Genomic DNA, 21,184 nt, shown 5'->3' with positions numbered 1-21,184 from the left:
CGGCCCGCCCGCCTGATCGTGGCAGCTCGGCCGGTCAGCCCTTGAGGAGCTGGCGCGCCATGACGATGCGCTGCACCTGGTTGGTGCCCTCGTAGATCTGGGTGATCTTGGCATCCCGCATCATCCGCTCGACCGGGTAGTCGCGGGTGTAGCCGTAACCGCCGAGCAACTGGACGGCGTCGGTGGTGATCTCCATGGCGGCGTCCGAGGCGAAGCACTTGGCGGCGGCGCCGAAGTAGGTCAGGTCGGCGTCGCCCCGCTCGGACTTGGCCGCGGCGGCGTACGTGAGCTGCCGGGCCGCCTCCAGCTTCATGCCCATGTCGGCGAGCATGAACTGGACACCCTGGAAGTCGGCCACGGGCTTGCCGAACTGCTTGCGCTCCTGGACGTACCCCTTGGCGTAGTCCAGCGCGCCCTGCGCGATGCCGAGCGCCTGGGCGGCGATGGTGACCCGGGTGTGGTCCAGGGTGCGCATCGCGGTGGCGAAGCCGGTGCCCTCGGCGCCGATCATGCGGTCCGCCGGGATCCGGACATTGTCGAAGTAAACCTCGCGGGTGGGCGAGCCCTTGATGCCGAGCTTCTTCTCCGGCGCGCCGAAGCTGACCCCGGGGTCGGACTTCTCCACCACGAAGGCCGAGATGCCCTTCGATCGGGCAGTGGGATCGGTCACAGCGAAGACGGTGTAGTACTCGGAGACGCCCGCGTTGGTGATCCACCGCTTCACGCCGTTGAGCACCCAGTGGTCGCCGTCCCGGACCGCCTTCGTGGTCATCGAGGCGGCGTCACTGCCCGCCTCCGGCTCCGAGAGGCAGTACGAGAACATCGCGTCACCGGTGGCGACCGCGGGGAGGTACTTCCGCTTCAGCTCCTCCGAGCCGGCCAGGATCAGCGGCATGGTGCCCAGCTTGTTCACCGCCGGGATCAGCGAGGACGCGGCGCAGGCGCGAGCGACCTCCTCGATCACGATGGCCGTCGCCAGGGCGTCCGCGCCGGCGCCGCCGTACTCGACGGGGATGTGCGGGGCGTGGAAGTCGGCCGCGCGCAGCGCGTCGTACGACGACTTGGGGAACTCACCGGTCTCGTCCGCCTCGGCGGCGTGTGGGGCCACCTTCGCCGTACAGACCTCACGAACCGCTTCCCGGACCGCCTCGTGCTCCTCCGGCAACCGGTAGACGTCGAACGACTGCTCTGCGGCCATGTCGGCCCCTCCCCTTCACCGCTAAAATGCGCAGTCCGAGCGCCTTACCACCACGACCGCGCAAGGTGAAGGATAGCGACCTAGGAACTGGTGCTCCTTACCGCCGCGTAGGCTCGTGCACGATGGGCGTCGACGCCGACCGGCGGCCACAGAATCACAGCGAAACATCCCCCACCGGTGCCCGGCCAGGCGCCGCAGCCGAATGCGACGCAAGGAAGCGCCGCCAGTGCGAGCGGAGAAAACAGGCGTGACCATCCCGTATCCGAACACCCAGCCGATGCCAGCCATCGCCGCGGTGACCCCGCCCTCGGGCGCGGCCCGGCCCCGGGTGACCTTCCTCGGCACCGGCTACCTCGGCGCGACGTACGCCATCTGCTACGCCGAGCTGGGCTATGAGGTACTCGGCTTCGACGTCGACGCGGACAAGATCGCCAAGCTGAACGCCGGCGAGGTCCCGATCCACGAACCCGGCCTGGACGAGCTGCTCCGGCGCAACCTGGCCGCCGGCCGGCTGCGGTTCAGCACCGACATCAAGGAAACCGCCGACTTCGGCGACGTGCACTTCATCTGCGTCGGCACCCCGCAGCGGGCCGACGGCATGGGCGCCGACCTGTCGTACGTCGAGGCGTCGGTGACCAGCCTCGCCCAGCACCTGACCCGCAAGGCGCTGATCGTCGGCAAGTCCACCGTCCCCGTGGGCACCGCCGAGTGGGTGGAGCAACTGGTCGGCAAGCACACCCCGGCCGACCTCGGCATCGAGGTGGCGTGGAGCCCGGAGTTCCTTCAGGAGGGCTTCGCCGTCGACGACGTGCTGCGGCCCAACCGGATCGTGGTCGGGGTCAAGAGCGAGTGGGCCAACGGCATGCTCTACGCCGCCCACAAAGGCGTCTTCGACCTAGCCGCCACCGAGGACCGCGAGGTGCCGCTGGTGGTCACCGACTTCGCCACCGCCGAGCTGGTCAAGGTCGCCGCGAACGCGTTCCTGGCCACCAAGATCTCCTTCATCAACGCGATGGCCGAGGTCTGCGAGGCCGCCGGCGGCGACGTCACCCAGCTGGCCCGGTCCATCGGGTACGACCCCCGGATCGGCAACCGCTTCCTCCAGGCCGGCCTCGGCTTCGGCGGCGCCTGCCTGCCCAAGGACATCCGGGCGTTCCAGGCCCGCGCCCAGGAGCTCGGCGCCGGCGAGGCGCTGCGCTTCCTGCACGAGGTCGACCTGATCAACCAGCGTCGGCGTACCCGGGTGCTCCAGGTCGCCGCCGACCTGCTCGGCCGCCGGTCCGGGCCCGCCGGGCCGGACCTCTCCGGCACCCGGATCGCCGTGCTCGGTGCCACCTTCAAGCCGAACACCGACGATGTACGGGACGCCCCGGCGCTCGCGGTCGCCGCGCTGCTCGGCAAGGCCGGCGCCGACGTGCACGTGTTCGACCCGCAGGGCATGGAGAACGCGCGCCGGGCGGTTCCCGAGCTGACGTACGAGGCGAGCATGAACGACGCCGTACGCGGAGCCGACCTGGTCTGTGTCCTCACCGAGTGGGCCGAGTTCCGCAACGCCGACCCGGTCGCCCTCGGCGAACTGGTCAACGGGCGCAAGGTGGTCGACGGGCGCAACTGCCTGGATTCCACACTGTGGACGCAGGCGGGCTGGGCGTACCGCGGCATGGGCCGCCCCTGATCTTGACGACAAGTCCGGCTCGGCGCGCCTGACACCGCGACAGTCGACCGACCCATCCGGTCGGCCGTGGATCCGCTCCACGGCCGGCCGGTTTTTTGTCGCCCCGGAACGCGCCGGCAACGGTCGAAATCCACGCCCGGTCAAGGCATGCTGCGACAGTGAAGGTCCACAGTGCGGGCCGGCCGGACGGAGGGGTGTCGTGCAGGACTTCAGGTGCGCCTCGTGCGGGCGGGAGATCAAGCCGGCCGTCGTCTGCCCGCGCTGCGGGGCCGACCAGCCACAGTGGGCGGACCACCTCACGGAGATCGAGCGCTCGATCGCGGAGATGAAGGCACGCGACGCCGAGATCGCCCGCGAACAGCGGCAGATCGCCGCCAAGATGCAGGCCGCGCTCTTCCAGCGGGACATCCTCGCGCACGCCGGTGAGCAGCGACAGAAGCAGGCCAGCCGGCCGCGTCGGGTGCTTCGCCGGCAGCCGGGCCGCCGCCCGCCGACGGCCACCACCGGCGCGCCGCCGCGGGTGCCCCGTCAGGGCACCCCGTCGCCCGGCCCCGACGGTCCCCCGCCCCGGGCCAGGCCGCACTGGCTCGACGTGGATGATCCGCAACACCCCCCGGAGGCCTCCTCCCGTGAGGTGCAGAACATCCCCCTCGGGCTCGGCGCGCTGCTGCTCGGCGTCGCCGCGGTGGTCTTCGCCGCGGTCGCCACCAGCTCGATGGACGCCCTGGCCCGACTCGCCGTCCTGCTGGTGGCGACGGTGCTGCTGCTGCTCGCCCCGCCGGTGCTGGCCCGCCGGGGGCTCACCTCGACCGCCGAGACGATCGCCGCGGTGGGCCTGCTGCTGGTGCCGCTGGCCGGGTACGCGCTCTGGGCCGTGGACCGGATCGGCGGCGCCTCCGGCTCGGCCTTCGCCGGGTCGATCTTCCTGGTCACCACCGTCGTCGCCGTCGGGTACGCGTACTGGACCGGGCTGCGGGCCCCGCGCTTCGCCACCGTGCTGGCCGCCCAACCGGTGCTGCCGCTGCTGGCGTACGAGCGGATCACCGGGTCAGCCGGCTGGGCGCTGGTGCTGGCCGTGGTGGCCGTCGTCGACCTCGCCCTGGCCCGCTCGGCGGTGCTCCTCGAACGGCCGGTCCGGCGCGACCTGCCCGCCCCGCCGCCGGCACCCACCCCACCCGAGCAGCGCGCCGCCGACGGCCGACCCGAGACGGACCCCGAGGAGTCCGCCGAGGTGCTCGCCGCGCCCGGAGACGCTCCAGCCGCCCCGCCCGCCCGTCCGGTGCCCTGGCTGCCGGAACTGACCTGGGCACTGCACGGCGGCGCGGTCGCCGTCGCCCTGGCGTACGCGGTCACCGCGCTGCTGCACGCCGCGACCGTACCCGCCGCTGCCGGCGCGGGCGCGGTGCTGCTGCTCGCCGCACTGGTCGGGCTGGCCGGGGCGCTGGCGCTGCGCCGGCCGCCGCTGCCGGACGTGGGCGCCGGCATCGTCACCCTCGCGGTGATCGGCGCGCTGGGCCGGGTCGCCTCGGTCGCTTTCCCCGGCCGGTCACTGCTGCTCATCGCCGCGGTCATCGCGCTGACCGGGTTCGCCGTCCGGACCGTACCCGAGGCGGCCCGGCGCGGGCCGCAGCTCGCCTCGGCGGTGGCCCTGACGGTCAGCGGCCTGGTGGTCGCCGGCGGCGCGCTGCGGGCCGGGCTGGCACCGGTCCGCGCGGCGCTGCCCGCCTGGTCGGCCGACCTGAGCCGGTGGCCGGCCGAACTGGCCGCGGCGGTCGGGCCGAGCGGCTGGCAGCTCGCGGCCAGCGCGCTGCTGCTCACGATCGCCGCGGTGGTCGCCCTGCCCGCGGAGATCCGGCGCGACTTCGCGGTGGTCGCGGCGGCGCTGACCGCGCTCGCCGTGCCGGCCTCCCTCGGGCTGGGCTGGGCGGCGGCCTGCTGGCCGATGCTGCTCACCGCGGTGGGGATCGGCATACTCGGCCTCACCGCGGGCACCGGACGGTCCGCCGTGGTCCACGCGGTCACCGCCGCCGGGCTGGGCCTGATCGGCGCCGGAGCCTCGCTGGCCCGACCGGCGCTCACCGCCGCCGCGCTGACCACCCTCTTCCTGGCCGGCGCGCTGGTGTCGCTGGCGCCCCGGATCCGGATCGCGACGGTGGCGGCCGACACGGTCTGCGGCTGGGCGGCCGGCGGCGCGGCGTTCGCGCTGTCCGGAGCGGTGGCCGCGTTCGTCGCGGCGACCGTGCCGACCGACCCGACCCCGACGCCGGCGAGCCTGCGCGAGGTCACCGTCCCGATCCTCGCGGCGAGCTTCCTCGGCGTCTGCGTCACCCTCGGCTACGCCGCCATCGTCCAGGTCGCGCAGCGGCATCTCAGCGCGCCGCACGCGGTCGGCACCGTGCTCGGCGCGGTGGCGGTCGCCGCCGCCGGGTTCGGCGCACCCGGCGCCACCGCCGCCGACGCCTGGGTGGGTGGGCTACTGCTGCTCGCCGCCGCGCTGCTGGCGCTGGCGCCACGGGTGGACGCGGGCCGCCGCGCCGACCTGTCCCTGGACGGGTCGGACCTCGCGCTCGCCGCCACCACGGCGGCGCTGATCGCCACCCTGGTCCGCATCGCCGCCGTGCTCGTGCCCGGCGGCCAGCTCGTGGTGGCGGCCGGGCTGATCCTGCTGGTCGCCGTCGCCGCCCGGGCGCTGCCCGAGGAATGGCGGCGCGGACCGATCCTCGGCCTCGCGGTCGGCGGCACACTGGTCGGCCTGATCGCCGCCTGGAGCGCGCTGCGCGGCGGGGTCGGCGTGGTGGCCACGCCCGGCCCGATCTGGGCCGGCGACCTGAGCGGCTGGCCGGCCGCGCCGACCGGCGGATCGGCCTGGCAGGCACCCGTCGCGCTGGCGCTGCTGGCGGGCGCCGCCGGCATCCTGCTGCCGCCACCCTGGAAGTACGACGTCGCCGGTGCCGCCGCCGTGCTCGCCACCATCGGCGCCCCGGCCGCCTTCGACCTGCCCTGGTGGTCGCCGGTGCTGGTGGGTGCCACGGTCGCCACGATCTTCGGGATGGCGGCGGTGGCCACGGTGGACCCCCGGGCCTCAGTGTCCCGGGCCGTGGTGGCCGGGGTGGTCGCCCTGCACGCCGCCGGCGCCGGGCTGGTCCGCCCCTGGACCACCGCGCTGGCGCTGGGCGGCATCGCGCTGATCGGCGTGACGGTGGCCGCCCTGGCCCGGGGGCTCGCGCCCACGCTCGTCGAGGACGTCCGTACCGAGGGGATGCCACCGCACCTGGTGCAGGTGGGTGGGGCCGCGGCGGGTGCCGCCCTGCTCGCCCTGCCCGGGGCGGTCGCCGCGCTGGCCGCCGAGTTCGGCCGCTCACCGCAGGTGGTGCTCACCGCCGCGCTGGCCGCGTCCAGCATCGGCCTCGCCGCGATGGCGGCGGTCCGCCGGCAGGTGCCGGAATACCTCCCGTACGCGAGCGTGGCCGTGGTGGGCGGCGCGACCATCAGTGCGGTCGCCGCGGTCCTCACCCACCTGCCCTCCGGGGTGTACGCCGCCGCGGCGGCGCTGCTCGGCGTACTCGCGGAGCTGGTCCGGGCCGCCACCATCCCGCCAGCCAACTCGGCCCGACCGGTACGCCGCTGGTCGGTGCTGCTCGACGGGGCGCTGCGGCGGCTGCCGGACGACGGCACCGAGCCGCGCTGGCGGGTCAGCCCGGCCGCCGGGGCGCTCGCGGCGGCCGTGGTGCCGACCGCGCTGGCCCTGATCAGCCTGACGCCCCCGCTGCTGGTGGCCCTGGTCGAACCGTTCCGGGTGCTGCCGCGGATCTGGCGGGATGCGCCGCCTGAACTGCTCACCCCGCCCGCCGGGGCCGTCGATCCGACCCATGTGCTGACCGCGCTGATGCTCACCGCGACGGCGGCGCTCGCCGCCACCGGGTTCAGCGGGGGGCGGCGCTCCCGGGCCGTCCCGGTGGTGCTGCCCGGCGCGGCGGTCACCCTGCTGATCACGCCGGTGGCGCTCGGCCACGGGTGGCCGCAGACCGCGCTGGCCGGGTTGGCGGTCTTCACCATCGCCATGCTCGGGCTGGCGCTGACCCCACCCCCGTCGCTGGCCGAGCCGGCTCGTTCGCTGCGCGTCGCCCGGGTGCTGGTGTTCGCGATCGGGCTGGCAGCCGGGGGCGCCGGGCTGGCCGGCAGCCTCGCCACCCGGCAACTGACCCTGTTCACCCTGGGCGGCGCGGTCGGCGTGGGCGTGGTCGCCGCGCTCTTCGGCACCACCCAACGGGCCCGCATCCTCGGCTGGCTGTTCGCCTCGCTGATGGCCGAACTCTTCGTGCTCACCCTCGGCCTGGTCGTCGGGCTGGCCGCGGTCTGGTCGGCGTTCGGGGTGCTGGCGGTCGGGGCGGCGCTCCAGGTCTTCGCCGCCACCCTCCCCCGGCTGCGTCGCCCCGAGGCGTACCGGGAGGCGGCCACCGTGGAGTGGAGCGGTTACGCCGCCGCCCTCATCGCGCTGGCCCTGGCGTACGACTCGCCCCGGCACATCGCCGCGCTGCTGGCCGCCTGGGGTGCCGTTCTCGGGGTGGCGGCCGGCCGGCCAGGCCGACGGCCGGTGGAGCGGCGGATCCTGTTCTGGTCGGTGGTGGGCTGCGAGATCACCGCCTGGTGGATCCTGATGCGGGCGGCCGACGTGGCGCTGCCCGAGGCGTACACCCTGCCGTTCGCGGCGCTCGCCCTGCTCGTCGGGGTGCTGGAGCTGCGGCACCGGCCGGACCAGTCGAGCTGGGTGGCGTACGGGCCGGCGCTGGTCGCCGCGTTCCTGCCGACGTTGGCGATCGTGCTGGCCACCGACACCAGCATGCTGCGGCAGGTGCTGCTGCTGCTCGGCGCCGTGGCGGTGCTGATCTTCGGCTCGACGAGCCGGCAGCAGGCGCCGGTGATCGTGGGAGCCGCGGTCACCGCGGTGACCGCGGTGCACGCGTTGATCAGCCTCGGCCCGTGGCTGGTGCTGATCCCGGTCGGCATCATCCTGCTGGCGCTCGGCGCCAGCAACGAGCGCCGCCGCCGCGCCCAGGAACGGCTACAGACCGCCCTACGCGGCATGAGATGAGATCGGAGGGGCTGGCGTCCACCGTCGGGGGCCGGCAGAGGGGTGATGGCCCGTACGGAGGGTGCGGGTGGGGGTGCCGGTTCGTGCGGAGGCTGCGGCAGGGGGTGATGGCCCGTACGGAGGGTGCGGGGAGGGGTGCCGGTTCGTGCGGAGGCTGCGGCAGCGGGTGCTGGTGCGAGCGGCTGGGGTTCCGGGGTTGATCAACACCAGTTGCGGCACATCGTGGTCTCCGGCGCAGCGGATGCCGCCAGCTACCGCAAAGCGAGTCGATCAAGGCCGGGAGCGGACCCGGCGGCCCATCAGAGGTCGGGCGCGGACCCGGCGGCGGCCGGTCGGGCGAGCCGGCCCGAGCGGGCGGCGACGGTCAGGGGAGGGAGGCGCGGAGGGCGGCGTCCTTCTCGGCCACCAGGTTCTCCAGGCTCTGCTGGAAGTCGACCATCCGCTGCCGCAGGACCTCGTCCGAGGCGGCCAGGATCCGGACGGCGAGCAGGCCGGCGTTGCGGGCGTTGCCGATCGACACGGTGGCCACCGGCACGCCGGCCGGCATCTGCACGATGGAGAGCAGCGAGTCCATCCCGTCGAGGTACTTGAGCGGCACCGGCACGCCGATCACCGGCAACGGGGTGACGGCGGCGACCATGCCGGGCAGGTGAGCCGCCCCGCCCGCACCCGCGATGATCACCTTGACCCCGCGATCGGCGGCGGCCCGACCGTACTCGATCATCTTGACCGGGGTGCGGTGCGCCGACACCACGCCGACCTCGTACGCCACCCCGAACTCGTCGAGCGCCTCGCCGGCCGCCCGCATGGTCGGCCAGTCCGAGTCGCTGCCCATGATCAGCCCGACGGTGCTCACCCGCGTCCCTCCCGCAGCCACCGGACGGCACGCGCCGCCCTGGCCCGTAGCTCATCCAGGTCGTTTCCGAGCACCGTGACGTGCCCGATCTTGCGGCCGGGGCGCACCTGCTTGCCGTACAGATGGACCTTGGCCCCCGGCTCGGCGGCGAACAGGTGGTGCAGCCGCTCGTCGATGGGCATCCCGCCCGGCTCGCCGCCCAGCACGTTGGCCATCACGACGACCGGCGCGGCGAGCGAGGTGTCCCCCATCGGATAGTCGAGCACCGCCCGCAGGTGCTGCTCGAACTGGGAGGTACGCGCACCTTCGATGGTCCAGTGGCCGGAGTTGTGGGGCCGCATGGCCAGCTCGTTGACCACCAGGCCGGCGTCGGTCTCGAAGAGTTCCACGGCGAGCAGGCCGACCACGCCGAGCGCGGTGGCCAGGTCGATGGCGAGCTGCTGGGCAGCGACCGCCAGCTCCTCCGGCAGGCCCGGCGCCGGGGCGAGCACCTCGACGCAGATGCCGTCCCGCTGCACCGTCTCCACCACCGGGTACGCGGCGACCTGCCCGAATGGCGAGCGGGCCACCTGCACGGCCAGCTCCCGGCGCAGCGCGACCCGCTCCTCGACGATCAGCGGGGTGCCCCCGGCCAGCAGGGTCGCGGCCAGTTCGCCGGCCCCGGTGGCGTCGTCCACCAGCCAGACGCCCCGGCCGTCGTAGCCGCCCCGGGCCGCCTTCAGCACCACGGGCCAGCCGACCTCCTCGCCGAAGGCGACCAGGTCGGCGGGTGCCTCGACGGGCCGCCAGGCCGGGTTCGGCGCACCCAGCTCGGCGAGCCGCTCGCGCATCACCCGCTTGTCCTGCGCGTGCAGCAGCGCCTCGGCCGGCGGGTAGAGCTTCACGCCCTCGTCGGCGAGGGTGCGGATGTGCGCCGTGGGCACATGCTCGTGATCGAAGGTGACCACGTCGCAGCCCTTGGCGAAGGTGCGCAGGGCGGCGAGGTCGGTGTGGTCGCCGTACTGGACGTCGGCCGCGACCAGGGCCGCGCCGTCGTCCGGGGCGAGCGCCAGCACGCGCAGCGACTGGCCGAGGGCGATGGCGGACTGGTGGGTCATCCGGGCCAGCTGCCCTCCGCCCACCATGCCGACGACAGGAAGTCCGGTACGGGAATCCATAACGCCGCCAGCCTATCCGCCCGCGCGCCGGGGTCGGCCCGCGGGCGGCGGCCCGAGCGATCCGGCGCGGGTCAGCGGCCGAGCCGGGCGGCCAGGTCGTCGACCGAGGTGACCGGCCGGTCACAGACGAACCCCCGACAGACGTACGCGGTGGAGCGCCCGTCCAGCGCCGGCCGTTCGGCCAGCAGCGGCACGCCCGGCTGGTCGGCGCGGCCCGCCACCACCACGGCACCGGGCGGGGCGTGCCGGTGGGCGGCCGCCACCAGCGGGTCGCCCGCCGGGTCGTCAGTCACCACCGCGATCTCGTACGGGCCGGAGAGCAGCGCCTCGCCGACGGTGGCCGCGTACCCGGTGAACCGGGCGTGCCGCCCGACGATCGGCGCGACGGTCGACAGGGTGGTCTCGGCCGCCTCCCGGTACCGGGTCTCCCCGCTCAACGCCGCGTACGCGACCAGCGCCGCGACGATCGCCGACCGGCCGGACGGGGTGGCGTTGTCGGTCGGGTCGGCGGGCCGGGTGACCAGCCGCTCGGCGTCGTCGGCGGTGTCGTAGAAGCCGCCGTCCGGGGCGGCGAACCGGGCCAGCGCCACGTCCAGGAGCTGACCGGCCAACGCCAGCCACCGCCCCTCGCCGGTGAGCTGGTGCATCGCGCAGAACGCCTCGGCCACGCAGCCGTAGTCCTCCAGCACGCCGGCCGGCTCGCCGACCACCCGGTCGCGGGAGACCCGGCGCAGCCGGCCGTCCACGACGTGCCCACTCGCCAGGTGCTCGGCGGCGTCCCGCATCGCCCCGTCGGCCACGATGGTGACGCCCTCCATCAGGTTCGCGTCCTCGTCGTCGGGGGACGCGTAGAGCGCGGCGACCTGCTGGAACTCGGCGATCGCGGTGATCGCCAGCCCGTTCCAGGCGGCCACCACCTTGTCGTCCCGGGCCGGCTGGGGGCGGGCGTCCCGGGCAGCCAGCAGCCGCGCCACCACGCCCTGCCAGCGGGCCCGGATCTCCGGATCGGCGTCGTCGACGTCCCGCGCCAACTTGAGCACGCTGGTGCCGTGTTCGAAGGTGCCCTGCTCGGTCACCCCGAACAGGTCGGCGGCCCAACGGCCGTCCTCGTCCCCCAGCGCCTCGACCAGTTGCGCGGGCGTCCAGACGTAGGTGAGGCCCTCGACGCCCTGGGTGTCCGCGTCCAGCGCGGAGGCGAAGCCCTCGCCGGGCCGGTGCAGCTCGTCGGCGAGGAACCGGGCGGTGTCCCGGGCCACCCGGCGGGCCAGCGGGTCGCCGGTGAGCCGCCAGAGCTGGGTGTAGACCCGCAGCAGCAGCGCGTTGTCGTAGAGCATCTTCTCGAAGTGCGGCACGGTCCAGTGGCCGTCCACGGAATAGCGGGCGAACCCGCCGGCGAGCTGGTCGTAGAGGCCACCCCGGGCCATCGCCTCACAGGTGTGCCGGACGATCTCCAGGCTCCGCGCCGAGCCGGTGCGCTGGTGGTGCCGCAGCAGGAAGAGCAGGTTCATGTGTGGCGGGAACTTCGGCGCCCCGCCGAAGCCACCGTTCGTCTCGTCGTACTCCCGGGCGAGCTGATCCGCGGCGGCGTCGAGCAGCTCCGCGGTGAGCGGTGCGCCCGGGCCGCCCACGGCCTGCGCGCCGCCGATCGCCTCGACCACGGCGGCGCCCTGGCGCAGCACGGCCTCCCGCTGGTCCCGCCAGGCGGTGGCGACCGACCCGAGCAGACGGATGAAGTTCGGCCGGGGGAAGTACGTGCCGCAGAAGAAGGGGGTGCCGTCCGGGGCGGCGAAGACGGTCATCGGCCAGCCGCCCTGGCCGGTCATCGCCTGGGTGGCGGTCATGTAGACGGCGTCGACGTCCGGCCGCTCCTCCCGGTCCACCTTGATCGGGACGAAGTCCTCGTTCATCAGCCGGGCGACGGCCTCGTTCTCGAACGACTCGTGCGCCATCACGTGGCACCAGTGGCAGGCCGCGTACCCGACCGAGATGATCACCGGGACGTCGCGCCGTTTCGCCTCGGCGAACGCCTCCTCGCACCAGGGCCACCAGTCGACCGGGTTGTCGGCGTGCTGAAGCAGGTAGGGCGACGTGGCGTTGGCGAGTCGGTTCACCCGACGACCATATCCAGCGGGCCGCGGCGGCGCTGCGGAGCGGACCGGTCAGGCCGGGGCAGACCGCCCTTCGCCCGTGCGGCCGTCAGGAGGCGCCGTCGGCGCGCAGCGGGAAGACGTTGCCGCGGGCGGTGTCCACCAGCGACCCCAGCACCGCCCCGAGCTTGTCCGCCGGCATCGGCTTGAAGAAGTGATAACCCTGGGCGGCGGTGCAGCCCAGCTCGGCCAGGGCGGTCCGCTGCTCGGCGGTCTCCACCCCCTCGGCCACCACCCGCAGCCCCAGCTCGTGGGCGAGCCCGACGGTGGTCCGGACGATCGCCGCCGCCTCCGGCGAGTCGGCCATCCGGATCACGAAGGAGCGGTCGACCTTCAGCTCGTCCACGGCGATCCGGGTCAGGAAGGTCAACGACGAGAAGCCGGTCCCGAAGTCGTCGACGGCGAGCTGCACCCCCATCGACCGCAGGGTGGCGAGCACCTCGTCGATGACCTCCAGCTCGCTCATCACCACCGTCTCGGTGATCTCCAGGACCAGCCGGTGCGCCGGCACCTGGTGCCGACGCAACGCCTCGTCGATCTCCGTTGGCAGCCTCGGGTCGAGTAGGCTGCGCGCCGACAGGTTCACCGAGATCGGCAGGTCCAACCCCTCGCGGGTCCACCCGGCCGCCACGGCGAGGGCCTTGTCCAGCACGTACCGGGTGAAGCTGCCGAGCTGCTCGCTGTTCTCCACCGGGCGGATGAAGTCGGCCGGCCCGAGCCAGCCCCGCCGCGGGTGCCGCCAGCGGATCAGCGCCTCCACCCCGGTCGGGGCGCCGGTGGCCAGATCCACCGCCGGCTGCAACGCCAGGACCAGCTGGTCGTCGGCCGCCAGGGCCTCCCGCAGCTCGGCGAGCAGCGCCAGGTGGTCGGTGCTCGCCGCGTCCCGAGAGCTGTCGTACGCGGCGACGCTGCCGCCGCCCTCCTTCGCCTGGTACATGGCGATGTCGGCGCGGCGCAGCAGCTCGGTCAGGTCGGCGGTGCCCGCGTCGGCAACCACCACCCCGACCGCCACCTCGACGGACATCCGTACGCCGGCCACCTCCGTCGGTGCGGCGAGCCGCTCGGCGATCTCCCGGGCCTGGCGCAGCGCGTACGCCAGCGGGGCGGCCCGGTCGTCGACCACCGGCACCGCGGTCAACAGCAGGGCGAACTCGTCGCCGCCGAGCCGCCCGAGTAGGTCGCCCGGGCGGACCAGGCTCTCCAGCCGGTTCCCGGTCAGCAGTAGCAGCTGGTCGCCGGCCGCGTGCCCCAGCGTGTCGTTGACCTCTTTGAACTGGTTGACGTCGAGCAGCAGCAGCGCCACCGGATGGTCATGGGCGAGCTGCCGCAGCGCCTGGTCACCCTTGCTGAGCATCGCGGCCCGGTTGAGCAGCCCGGTGAGCTGGTCGTGCACCGCATCGTACGACGAACGGGCGGTGACCAGCCGCAGCTCGCGGTGGGTCGCCGCGTCGTGCAGGGCAGCGGCCAGGGCGTCGCCGAAGGCGGCCACGGCGTCCCGTTCGCGAGCGGTCGGCGGGGCGGACCGGGGAAAGTGGACCCGCAACTGGCCCACCTCCGAGCTGCCGACGGTCAGCGGCCGGACCAGCTCCTGCTCACCCGGCTCGGTACGCGTCGGCGACTTCACCTCGCGGTCGCGTACCTGGCCGCTCTTGTCGCCCCGGTAGCGCCGCCACCGGCCGTCCCCCCGGGCGACGTCCACCTCGACCAGCTCGGCGCCGAAGAGGGCGACCGCCCCGGTCACCGCGGCGGTCGCCACGCCCCGCTCGTCGAGCTGGTTGAGCGCGGCGGTGGCCTCGGCGAACGCCCGCCAGGTGCGCCGCTCCTGGTCGGCCCGGAGCCGGTGCCGGTAGGTCTGTTGGAGCAGCCAGAGCGGCGGCGGGAGGAGCAGCAGCCAGCGGACGTCGAGCTCCAGCAGCGCGACCACCACCAGGCCGACGGCCACGTTGCCGACGAACATCAGCAGCTTGCCACGCAGCGCGGCGAGCAGCGGCGGCCCGATCGGAATCCCGTGCCGCAGGGCAAGGCTGGCACCACCGAGCCAGGCGGTGGTGAGCAGATAGGCCACCGAGCCCGCGACCAGCGCGAGGGCGAGTTCGGGGGTCGGCGCGGCGAGCATCGGCCGGCCGAGCGCGCTGGCGACCGCCGCGGCGAGCGCGGTCGCGGCGGTCAGTGACCCGGTGATCCGGACCAGCTCCAGCACGGGCTGCCGGTCGGCGAGCAGGGACATCGCCGTCCAGGCGGCCCCGACGCCGAGCAAGGCCGCGCCCGGCAGCCAGCCGGCCGGTACGAGATAGAGGCAGACGATGAGGGCGGCCTCGCCCCAGGTGATGCTGACCATCCCGGACGCGGTCCGGAAGCGTAGGCGGGCGAGTTGGGCCACGGCGAACGCGGCGACCGCGATGCCGAACCGGGCGGGCGCCGGCAGCGGGTCGTCCGGCGGGAGGGACGCCGTGACGGTGAGGCCGAGCACGGCGGCCACCAGCGCGGTGACCGCGACGGCGCAGGTCAGCAGAAGCACCCCGGTCGGCGCGCCACGTAGGCCCAGCCGATCGGGAGGGTGGCCGCTCCTGCCGGGCGTCACGGGCTCACCCTGCCCGCCGACGGTCCGCGGGCACGGCGGGCGGCCACTGCTGCCACGGACATCGGCGCCCCCTCCCGCGCACGGCTCGAGGACTAGTGGTCCCCCGGCGGAAGGCTAAGCCAAAGCCGGTGGTCGCAACAGGGGGCGACCACCGGCTTCGGCGTGATTCACGTGCCGACTACCCGTTGCGGTGCTGCTGGGAGCCGTTGGGAGCGTTTGTGCGTGATTCCTGCTGCACGATCCCGCCTGTCGGATCGACGACCGCCTTCTCGGCCAGATTTTGGTCAGCCGGGCCGGCCTGCTGCGCGAAGCGGTCCGGCAACCGGCGCAGCCGGGCGTTCATGTTGCGGATCAGCAGAACGGTGGCGGTGCCCAGCAGCAGGATGAGGAAGAGGCCCATCGGTCCGGCCAGACCACCCGTGCGGGTGTCACCGAAGTTGTTCTGCGCGAGCACCTGGACGGTGGTCAGCATGGTGTTCCTCCGATGTGCGGTTGCCGACCAGCGTAGCCCGCCGGGATGTCAGCCGGCATGGCACGTCTCGCGGACCCCGGCGAAGAGGTCGGACTCCGGCAGCGGGCTGTCCACCAGCGAGCGGGCGAGCTGGAAGTCCTCGGTCGGCCAGGCGCGCTGCTGCAGCTCCATCGGCACGTGGAACCAGAAGCCGTCCGGGTCGATCTGCGTGGCGTGGGCGCGCAGGGCGTCGTCGCGGACCGGGAAGTATTCCGCGCACTCGACCCGGGTGGTGATCCGCGAGCCCTTGTCGGGGCGCTCGTCCCAGCGCTTGAGCCAGTCCTCGTAGGGCGATTCGAGACCGGCGGCGAGCATGGCCTCGTGCAGGGCCATGATCTTGCCCTTGGAGAAGCCGACGTCGTAGTAGAGCTTCAGCGGCTGCCACGGCTCGCCCAGCTCCGGATGGAGCTCCGGGTCACCGGCGGCCTCGAAGGCGGCGACGGTCACCTTGTGGGTCATGATGTGGTCCGGGTGCGGGTAGCCGCCCTCCTCGTCGTAGGTGGTGACGACGTGTGGACGGAACTGCCGCATCAGCCGCACCAGCGGGAGGGCGGCGACCGCCACATCCTGGAGAGCGAAGCAGCCCTCGGGCAGCGGCGGCAGCGGGTCGCCCTCGGGCAGCCCGGAGTCGACGAAGCCCAGCCAGGCCTGCTCGATGCCGAGGATCGCCCGAGCCGCGTCCATCTCGGCACGGCGGATGTCGCCCATGTTGGCCCAGACGTCCGGACGGTCCATCTTCGGGTTGAGCACGCTGCCCCGCTCGCCGCCGGTGCAGGTGACGACCAGGACATCCACCCCCTCGGCGACGTATTTCGCCGTGGTCGCGGCACCCTTGCTCGACTCGTCGTCGGGATGGGCGTGCACGGCCATGAGACGCAGTTGCTCTGCCACCTTCGGCACTCCTCGTGTCTGCCCGCCGGCCGGGCCCACCCGGGACCAGCCGGCTGACCTGCCGGAATCCTCCCCCGCGCCCGTGAAAGCCCCCGTGCTGGCCGGTCGACGGCGAGCCGACCTGCCATCCTTGACTCAGCGCCGGGCTGGGAAGATGGACTCTGCCATTCTTGCCGATGCCGCTGACAACAACGCCAGGAGATACCCGCCGGTGAGCGAGACGCACGCCACAATCGCACCGGGTGCGCCGGTCTTCCCGCCCGGCCGTTACGGCCGACGCCGGAACCCGGGGCGCCGTCGTCCTGTCCTGCGGGCGCTGCTGGTGGCCGTCCTGCTGGCCGCCATGGGACTGGTCGCCGCGAAGCTCTACAACCAGTACGGAGACCCCGAGTACCGCGCCGAAGTGATCACCTACACCGGGATCACCGACTCCCGGGTGGTGGTCGACTTCCGGGTCACCCTGCCCCCGGGCGGCTCGGCGACCTGTCTGCTGCGCGCCCGCGCCCATGACGGCGCCGAGGTGGGCCACACCGAGGTCGTGGTGAACGCCGAGCCCGGCGCTCGGCACGCGACCGTCCGGCACGAGGTGCCGACCAGCGCCCGGCCGTTCATCGGCGAGGTGCTGCGCTGTCGACCGGCCGGCTGAGCCCGGCCGACTGAGCCCGGCCACCGCGCTCGCCGGCGGTTCGTTCGAACGCGGCCACGGCCACCTGCCGGAACGTCTACCCGGGGTCCCGTCGCCGGTACCCCGGGTGATCTACGGCGCCCGGAAAGGTCCGGCACTGGTAGCTTGGTGGTTCACCTGTCAGCCGGTACCGCACGACCAAGGAGATCGCCTGTGTCCACCAATGACAACGAGGCGCCCGCCACCTGGCTGTCCCAGGACGCGCACGACCGCCTGCAGGCCGAGCTCGACGAGCTGATCGCCAACCGGCCAGTCATCGCCGCCGAGATCAACGCCCGGCGCGAGGAGGGCGACCTGCGGGAGAACGGCGGATACCACGCCGCCCGCGAGGAGCAGGGCAAGGCGGAGGGCCGCATCCTCTACCTGAAGGAGTTGCTGCGCACGGCCAAGGTCGGCGAGGCTCCGTCGGCCGACGCGGTGGCGCCCGGCATGGTCGTCACGATCTACTTCGACGACGACACCGACGACACCGACACCTTCCTGCTCGGCTCCCGGGAGATCGCCTCCACCACCGACCTGACCGTCTACAGCCCCGAGTCCGCGCTCGGCAAGGCGATCCTGGGCGGCAAGGCGGGCCAGAACTGCACCTACACGGCGCCCAGCGGCGCCGACATCAAGGTGACCATCGTCAAGTTCGAGCCGTTCACCGGCTGAGCCCAGAATCGGGCTCCGCGCCCGACCACCGGCCGGGTTCGACCACCCGACCGGGGCTGACAGGCCGGTCGGACCCGAGCCACCCGCGACCGCCCCGGCCCGCCGGCCAGGGCGGTCGCGGCGTTTCGGCCCGGACCCGGATCACGCCTCGCCGGCGAACACCACCTGGTAGCCGCTGGCCCGCAGGGCGCTGATCAGCGTGTCCGAGTGCTCCACGCCGCGGGTCTCCACCGACAGCGCCACCTCCACCTCACCGAGGCGCAGGTGCGGGTTGGCCCGCTGGTGCTCCACGTCGACCACGTTGGCCCGGTGCTCGGCGATCTCGCTGAGCAGCGAGGCGAGCTGGCCCGGCCGATCCGAGCACCGCACGGTGACCCGCAGATAGCGGCCGGCAGCCGCGAGGCCGTGCTCGATCACCCGGAGCATGAGCAGCGGGTCGATGTTCCCGCCGGAGAGCACCGCCACCACCGGCGCCGCTACCTCGACCGCCCCGGCCAGCAGCGCGGCCACCCCGACCGCGCCGGCCGGCTCCACCACCTGCTTGCCGCGTTCGAGCAGCATCAGCAGCGCCCGGGAGATGTCCTCCTCCGACACGGTGACGATCTCGTCGACCAGCTCACGGACGTGGGTGAAGGTCAGCTCGCCGGGACAGCCCACCGCGATGCCGTCGGCGATCGTCGAGAACGACGGCAGGCGTACCGGGGCACCGGCCTTGAGCGAGGGTGGGAAGGCGGCCGCGGTCGCCGCCTGTACCCCGACCACCCGTACGTCGGGACGCAGGGCCTTGGCCGCCACCGCCATGCCGGAGATCAGGCCACCGCCACCCACCCCGGTGACGATGGTCCTCACCTCCGGGCACTGTTCGAGAATCTCCAGCGCGACGGTGCCCTGGCCGGCGATGACGTCCCGGTGGTCGAACGGGTGGATGAACACCGCGCCGGTCCGCTCGGCGAAGGTCTGCGCCGCGACCAGCGACTCGTCCACCGTGTTGCCGACCAGCTCGACGGTCGCGCCGTACCCCTTGGTCGCAGCCACCTTCGGCAGCGGGGCGTTGACCGGCATGAAGACGGTGGCGTGGGCGCCGACCAGGCCGGCGGCGAGCGCCACCCCCTGCGCGTGGTTGCCGGCGCTCGCCGCGACCACGCCGCGTTCCCGCTCCTCGGCCGACAGCCGGGCGATCCGCACGTACGCCCCGCGCACCTTGTACGACCCCGCGCGTTGCACGTTCTCGCATTTCAGCCACGCCGGCCCACCGAGGATCGCGCTGAGCGGCCGGGAGGGTTCCAGCGGGGTGGTGCGGGTGACGCCGGCGAGCAGCTCCCGCGCGGCCCGTACGTCAGCGAGGCCGACCAGTTCCGTCATGCCCCGATCGTGCCACCCGCCCCCGGCGGAACCTGCGGCGACGTCCCCGTCAGATCGGTCGCCACCTGCGGCGACGGCTCGATGACGGGCTGCGTCGGATAGCCGTACCCGAGCGGCACGCCGGCCGCCGGTCCGCCGGGGTGAGCAGGCCAGGCCGGCGCGCCGAGCGCGATCCGCTCCTGCTGGGCGGTAGAGATCCGCCGGATCAGCACGATCAGCGACACCGCGGCGACCAGGCAGGCGATCAGCGGGACCAGGTGCCACCCGAGCACACCCTGGTAGAAGTCCACGTACTCCTCGAAGTCGGCGGCGGAGACGGGCTCCTCGGACAGGCGGGCGTACGCCTGATCGTCGCGCCTGCTGACGAAGCGCTCCCCCAGGCTGAAGCCCAGCCACGCCACCCACCAGACGAGGACCAGGTCCGGGGTGAACCGCTTCCACAGGCTGTCCCGAGCGACGTTGGCGACCACCCGGCAGGGCACCACGAAGTTGGCGAACGGCACCAGCCAGCCGGCGATCGCCCACCCTGCGCCGAGGTGGGGCAGCGCGCCCGGGAAGGCGTCCAGGTTCTTCCGGGCCCGCCACGTCCAGATGATCACCAGTACGGCGGCGGTCACGTAGGCCAGCAGGAACGGCAGTGCGAGCACCACCTCCACCAACACCGCGCCGAGCAGCACGTCGGGGTCGTGGCGGTCCGCCGCGCGCCGCGCCAGCACGGCACCGACCAGCGGGAAGAGCGCCAGCACGACGTAGAGCAGCGCGGTCGCGCCGACCGCGATCGAGGCGGCCAGCCCGATTCCGCGTACCGAGTAGGTCGGCACGCCCGGGGTGACCGCCGGCTGGCCGTGCGGGGTGTTGCACTTCTGGCACTCGTTGTCGCTCGGGAACGTCTCGTCCCCGCAGGTGTGGCAGCGCATGGATGACCGTCCAAGGTGTGTCGGTGCGCACACGCTAAACGATCATGCGGTGGCTGGCGACCCCGTCGCGACCCGGGGATAGCCGGGAGCGTGCCGCTGCCACGGGGCCTGCAACTCGAACTGGCCGGCGACGCCGAGCAGCAGCAGCTCGGAGCCGGGCGGTCCGACGAACTGCACGGCGACCGGCAGGCCGTCCGGGCGGCGGCCGACCGGCACCACGATCGCCGGCAGCCCGGCGATGTTCCACGGCGCGGCGTACGGGGCGTACCGGATGTTGGCCTTCATGTTCGACAGCCAGGACCGGCCGGACCAGCCGGCGGCCTCCGGCGGCGGCCCGGCCAACGCCGGGGTGAGCAACAGGTCGATCGAGTGGTCGGTGAAGAAGGCCACCGACTGCTCGCGCCAGGCGCGCCGGTCGGCCTCGCGGACGTACCCCCGGCGCTGCGCCCACTCGCCGAGCGCGACGTGCCGGCGGCTGCGCCGCTGGAGGCCGCGCCGCTGGACCCCGGCGGCCCGCACGTCGGCGGCGGCCGCGGCGAACCAGGTGGCGATCCCCTGCAACCCCAGCCGGGTCGGGTAGACCGGGTCGGCGGGAACGGTGTCGTGGCCGGCGGCGGCGAGCAGCCGCCCGGCGGCGGCCACCGCGTCCCGGTTGGGCGCGTCCGGCGCGACGCCGCGCACCGGGGAGCGCAGCGAGACGCCGACCCGCAGCCGCGACGGCTGCTCCAGCCTGTCGGGGCGGCGACCGGCCAGCACCGAGAAGCCGACCACCGCGTCGGCCACCGTGCCGGTGAGCACGCCGTGCTCGGCGAGGCCGAACCAGTCGTCCGCACCGAGCTGATAGGGGATCACGCCCCGGCCGGGCTTGAGCCCGACCAGCCCGCAGCACGCGGCCGGGATACGGATCGAGCCGAGCCCGTCGTTGCCGTGCGCCATCGGCACCAGCCCGGCGGCCACCGCGGCGGCCGCGCCGCCCGAGGAGCCGCCGGGGGTACGCGACAGGTCCCAGGGGTTGCGGGTGACCCCGGTCTCGTCGTCGGTGAGGGCCCAGAGGCCGAGCTCCGGCATCCGGGTCACCCCGAGGATCACCGCGCCCGCGCCGCGCAGCCGGCGGACCACCTCGTGGTCGGCCTCCGCCACCGGGGTACGCACGGCGGCCGAGCCGTTCCAGGTGGGCAGCCCGGCGACCGGGGTGTTCTCCTTGACCGCGACCGGCACCCCCGCGAGGGGGAGGTTGGCCAGGTCCTCCTGCTCGTCGACCTTCTCCGCCTCGGTGATCGCCGCCCCGCCGCGGATCGTGCGGAACGCGGCGAGGTCGGCGTCGGCGTGCGCGACGTGGTCCAGGTGGTCGGCCACGACCTGGGTGGCCGAGACGTCACCCCGGCGTACGCCCCGGGCGATCTGTTTGGCGGTCGCCCCCACCCAGGTCGTCGGCATGATGTCCGGCACGGCCACCCT

14 protein-coding genes are annotated in these 21,184 nt (G+C 74.1%); 4 read left to right on the top strand and 10 right to left on the bottom strand.

Annotated features, from left to right (window positions below):
• Nucleotides 1-34: 34 nt before the first annotated feature.
• Nucleotides 35-1,198, bottom strand: coding sequence for an acyl-CoA dehydrogenase family protein (locus tag GA0070604_RS04270; protein ID WP_091114505.1), 1,164 nt, complete (start codon nucleotides 1,196-1,198; stop codon nucleotides 35-37).
• A gap of 247 nt (nucleotides 1,199-1,445) precedes the next feature.
• Between GA0070604_RS04270 and GA0070604_RS04265 the strand changes: the two genes are divergently transcribed.
• Nucleotides 1,446-2,873: a UDP-glucose dehydrogenase family protein gene (locus GA0070604_RS04265; protein ID WP_091114502.1), complete on the top strand. Its 1,428-nt coding sequence runs from the start codon at nucleotides 1,446-1,448 to the stop codon at nucleotides 2,871-2,873.
• Between the two features lie 1,942 nt (nucleotides 2,874-4,815).
• Nucleotides 4,816-7,965 (top strand): SCO7613 C-terminal domain-containing membrane protein, encoded by a 3,150-nt coding sequence (locus GA0070604_RS34225; protein ID WP_377592648.1) that lies wholly within the window; start codon nucleotides 4,816-4,818, stop codon nucleotides 7,963-7,965.
• A gap of 364 nt (nucleotides 7,966-8,329) precedes the next feature.
• Here GA0070604_RS34225 and purE read toward each other — a convergent pair whose 3' ends face one another.
• From purE to mca, 6 genes are all read right to left on the bottom strand, one after another.
• Complete coding sequence (gene purE / locus GA0070604_RS04255) at nucleotides 8,330-8,821, bottom strand: 5-(carboxyamino)imidazole ribonucleotide mutase (protein ID WP_091114495.1); 492 nt, start codon at nucleotides 8,819-8,821, stop codon at nucleotides 8,330-8,332.
• A complete protein-coding gene (locus tag GA0070604_RS04250; RefSeq protein WP_091114492.1) occupies nucleotides 8,818-9,978 on the bottom strand; it encodes a 5-(carboxyamino)imidazole ribonucleotide synthase in 1,161 nt (386 codons plus the stop codon). The genes purE and GA0070604_RS04250 overlap by 4 nt, the downstream gene beginning before the upstream one ends.
• A 71-nt stretch (nucleotides 9,979-10,049) precedes the next feature.
• Nucleotides 10,050-12,089 (bottom strand): thioredoxin domain-containing protein, encoded by a 2,040-nt coding sequence (locus GA0070604_RS04245; protein ID WP_091114488.1) that lies wholly within the window; start codon nucleotides 12,087-12,089, stop codon nucleotides 10,050-10,052.
• An 85-nt stretch (nucleotides 12,090-12,174) separates the two neighbouring features.
• Nucleotides 12,175-14,670 (bottom strand): putative bifunctional diguanylate cyclase/phosphodiesterase, encoded by a 2,496-nt coding sequence (locus tag GA0070604_RS04240; protein ID WP_244162153.1) that lies wholly within the window; start codon nucleotides 14,668-14,670, stop codon nucleotides 12,175-12,177.
• Nucleotides 14,671-14,884: 214 nt separating this feature from the next.
• Complete coding sequence (locus GA0070604_RS04235) at nucleotides 14,885-15,178, bottom strand: hypothetical protein (protein WP_091114481.1); 294 nt, start codon at nucleotides 15,176-15,178, stop codon at nucleotides 14,885-14,887.
• A 48-nt stretch (nucleotides 15,179-15,226) separates the two neighbouring features.
• On the bottom strand, nucleotides 15,227-16,108 hold the full coding sequence (gene mca / locus GA0070604_RS04230) for a mycothiol conjugate amidase Mca (protein ID WP_091126892.1): 882 nt from the start codon (nucleotides 16,106-16,108) through the stop codon (nucleotides 15,227-15,229).
• A 211-nt stretch (nucleotides 16,109-16,319) separates the two neighbouring features.
• Here mca and GA0070604_RS04225 point away from each other — a divergent pair, with 211 nt between their 5' ends.
• Both GA0070604_RS04225 and greA read left to right on the top strand, forming a co-directional pair.
• Complete coding sequence (locus tag GA0070604_RS04225; protein WP_091114478.1) at nucleotides 16,320-16,754, top strand: DUF4307 domain-containing protein; 435 nt, start codon at nucleotides 16,320-16,322, stop codon at nucleotides 16,752-16,754.
• A gap of 192 nt (nucleotides 16,755-16,946) precedes the next feature.
• A complete protein-coding gene (gene greA, locus GA0070604_RS04220) occupies nucleotides 16,947-17,447 on the top strand; it encodes a transcription elongation factor GreA (RefSeq protein WP_091114474.1) in 501 nt (166 codons plus the stop codon).
• Nucleotides 17,448-17,588: 141 nt separating this feature from the next.
• On the opposite strand, the gene ilvA is transcribed toward greA, so the two are convergent.
• From ilvA to GA0070604_RS04205, 3 genes are read right to left on the bottom strand one after another with little or no spacing between them, the layout of a single operon-like run.
• A complete protein-coding gene (gene ilvA, locus GA0070604_RS04215; protein ID WP_091114470.1) occupies nucleotides 17,589-18,809 on the bottom strand; it encodes a threonine ammonia-lyase in 1,221 nt (406 codons plus the stop codon).
• On the bottom strand, nucleotides 18,806-19,726 hold the full coding sequence (locus GA0070604_RS04210; RefSeq protein ID WP_091114466.1) for a DUF4328 domain-containing protein: 921 nt from the start codon (nucleotides 19,724-19,726) through the stop codon (nucleotides 18,806-18,808). The genes ilvA and GA0070604_RS04210 overlap by 4 nt, the downstream gene beginning before the upstream one ends.
• Nucleotides 19,727-19,768: 42 nt before the next feature.
• Nucleotides 19,769-21,181, bottom strand: coding sequence for an amidase (locus GA0070604_RS04205; RefSeq protein ID WP_091114463.1), 1,413 nt, complete (start codon nucleotides 21,179-21,181; stop codon nucleotides 19,769-19,771).
• Nucleotides 21,182-21,184 lie beyond the last annotated feature (3 nt).

This window comes from Micromonospora eburnea (assembly GCF_900090225.1).
In the GTDB taxonomy this organism is placed as follows: Bacteria; Actinomycetota; Actinomycetes; order Mycobacteriales; family Micromonosporaceae; genus Micromonospora; species Micromonospora eburnea.
The sequence above is the reverse complement of the archived record's forward strand: the minus strand, read 5'-3'. Positions and strand labels throughout refer to the sequence as shown.

What these genes read in the sequence shown, in the direction of transcription:
- GA0070604_RS04270 (WP_091114505.1), bottom strand. Translation starts at nt 1,198, where the DNA reads ATGGCCGCAGAGCAGTCGTTCGACGTCTACCGGTTGCCGGAGGAGCAC.
- GA0070604_RS34225 (WP_377592648.1), top strand. Translation starts at nt 4,816, where the DNA reads ATGCTGCTCACCGCGGTGGGGATCGGCATACTCGGCCTCACCGCGGGC.
- GA0070604_RS04250 (WP_091114492.1), bottom strand. Translation starts at nt 9,978, where the DNA reads ATGGATTCCCGTACCGGACTTCCTGTCGTCGGCATGGTGGGCGGAGGG.
- GA0070604_RS04235 (WP_091114481.1), bottom strand. Translation starts at nt 15,178, where the DNA reads ATGCTGACCACCGTCCAGGTGCTCGCGCAGAACAACTTCGGTGACACC.
- ilvA (WP_091114470.1), bottom strand. Translation starts at nt 18,809, where the DNA reads ATGACGGAACTGGTCGGCCTCGCTGACGTACGGGCCGCGCGGGAGCTG.
- GA0070604_RS04210 (WP_091114466.1), bottom strand. Translation starts at nt 19,726, where the DNA reads ATGCGCTGCCACACCTGCGGGGACGAGACGTTCCCGAGCGACAACGAG.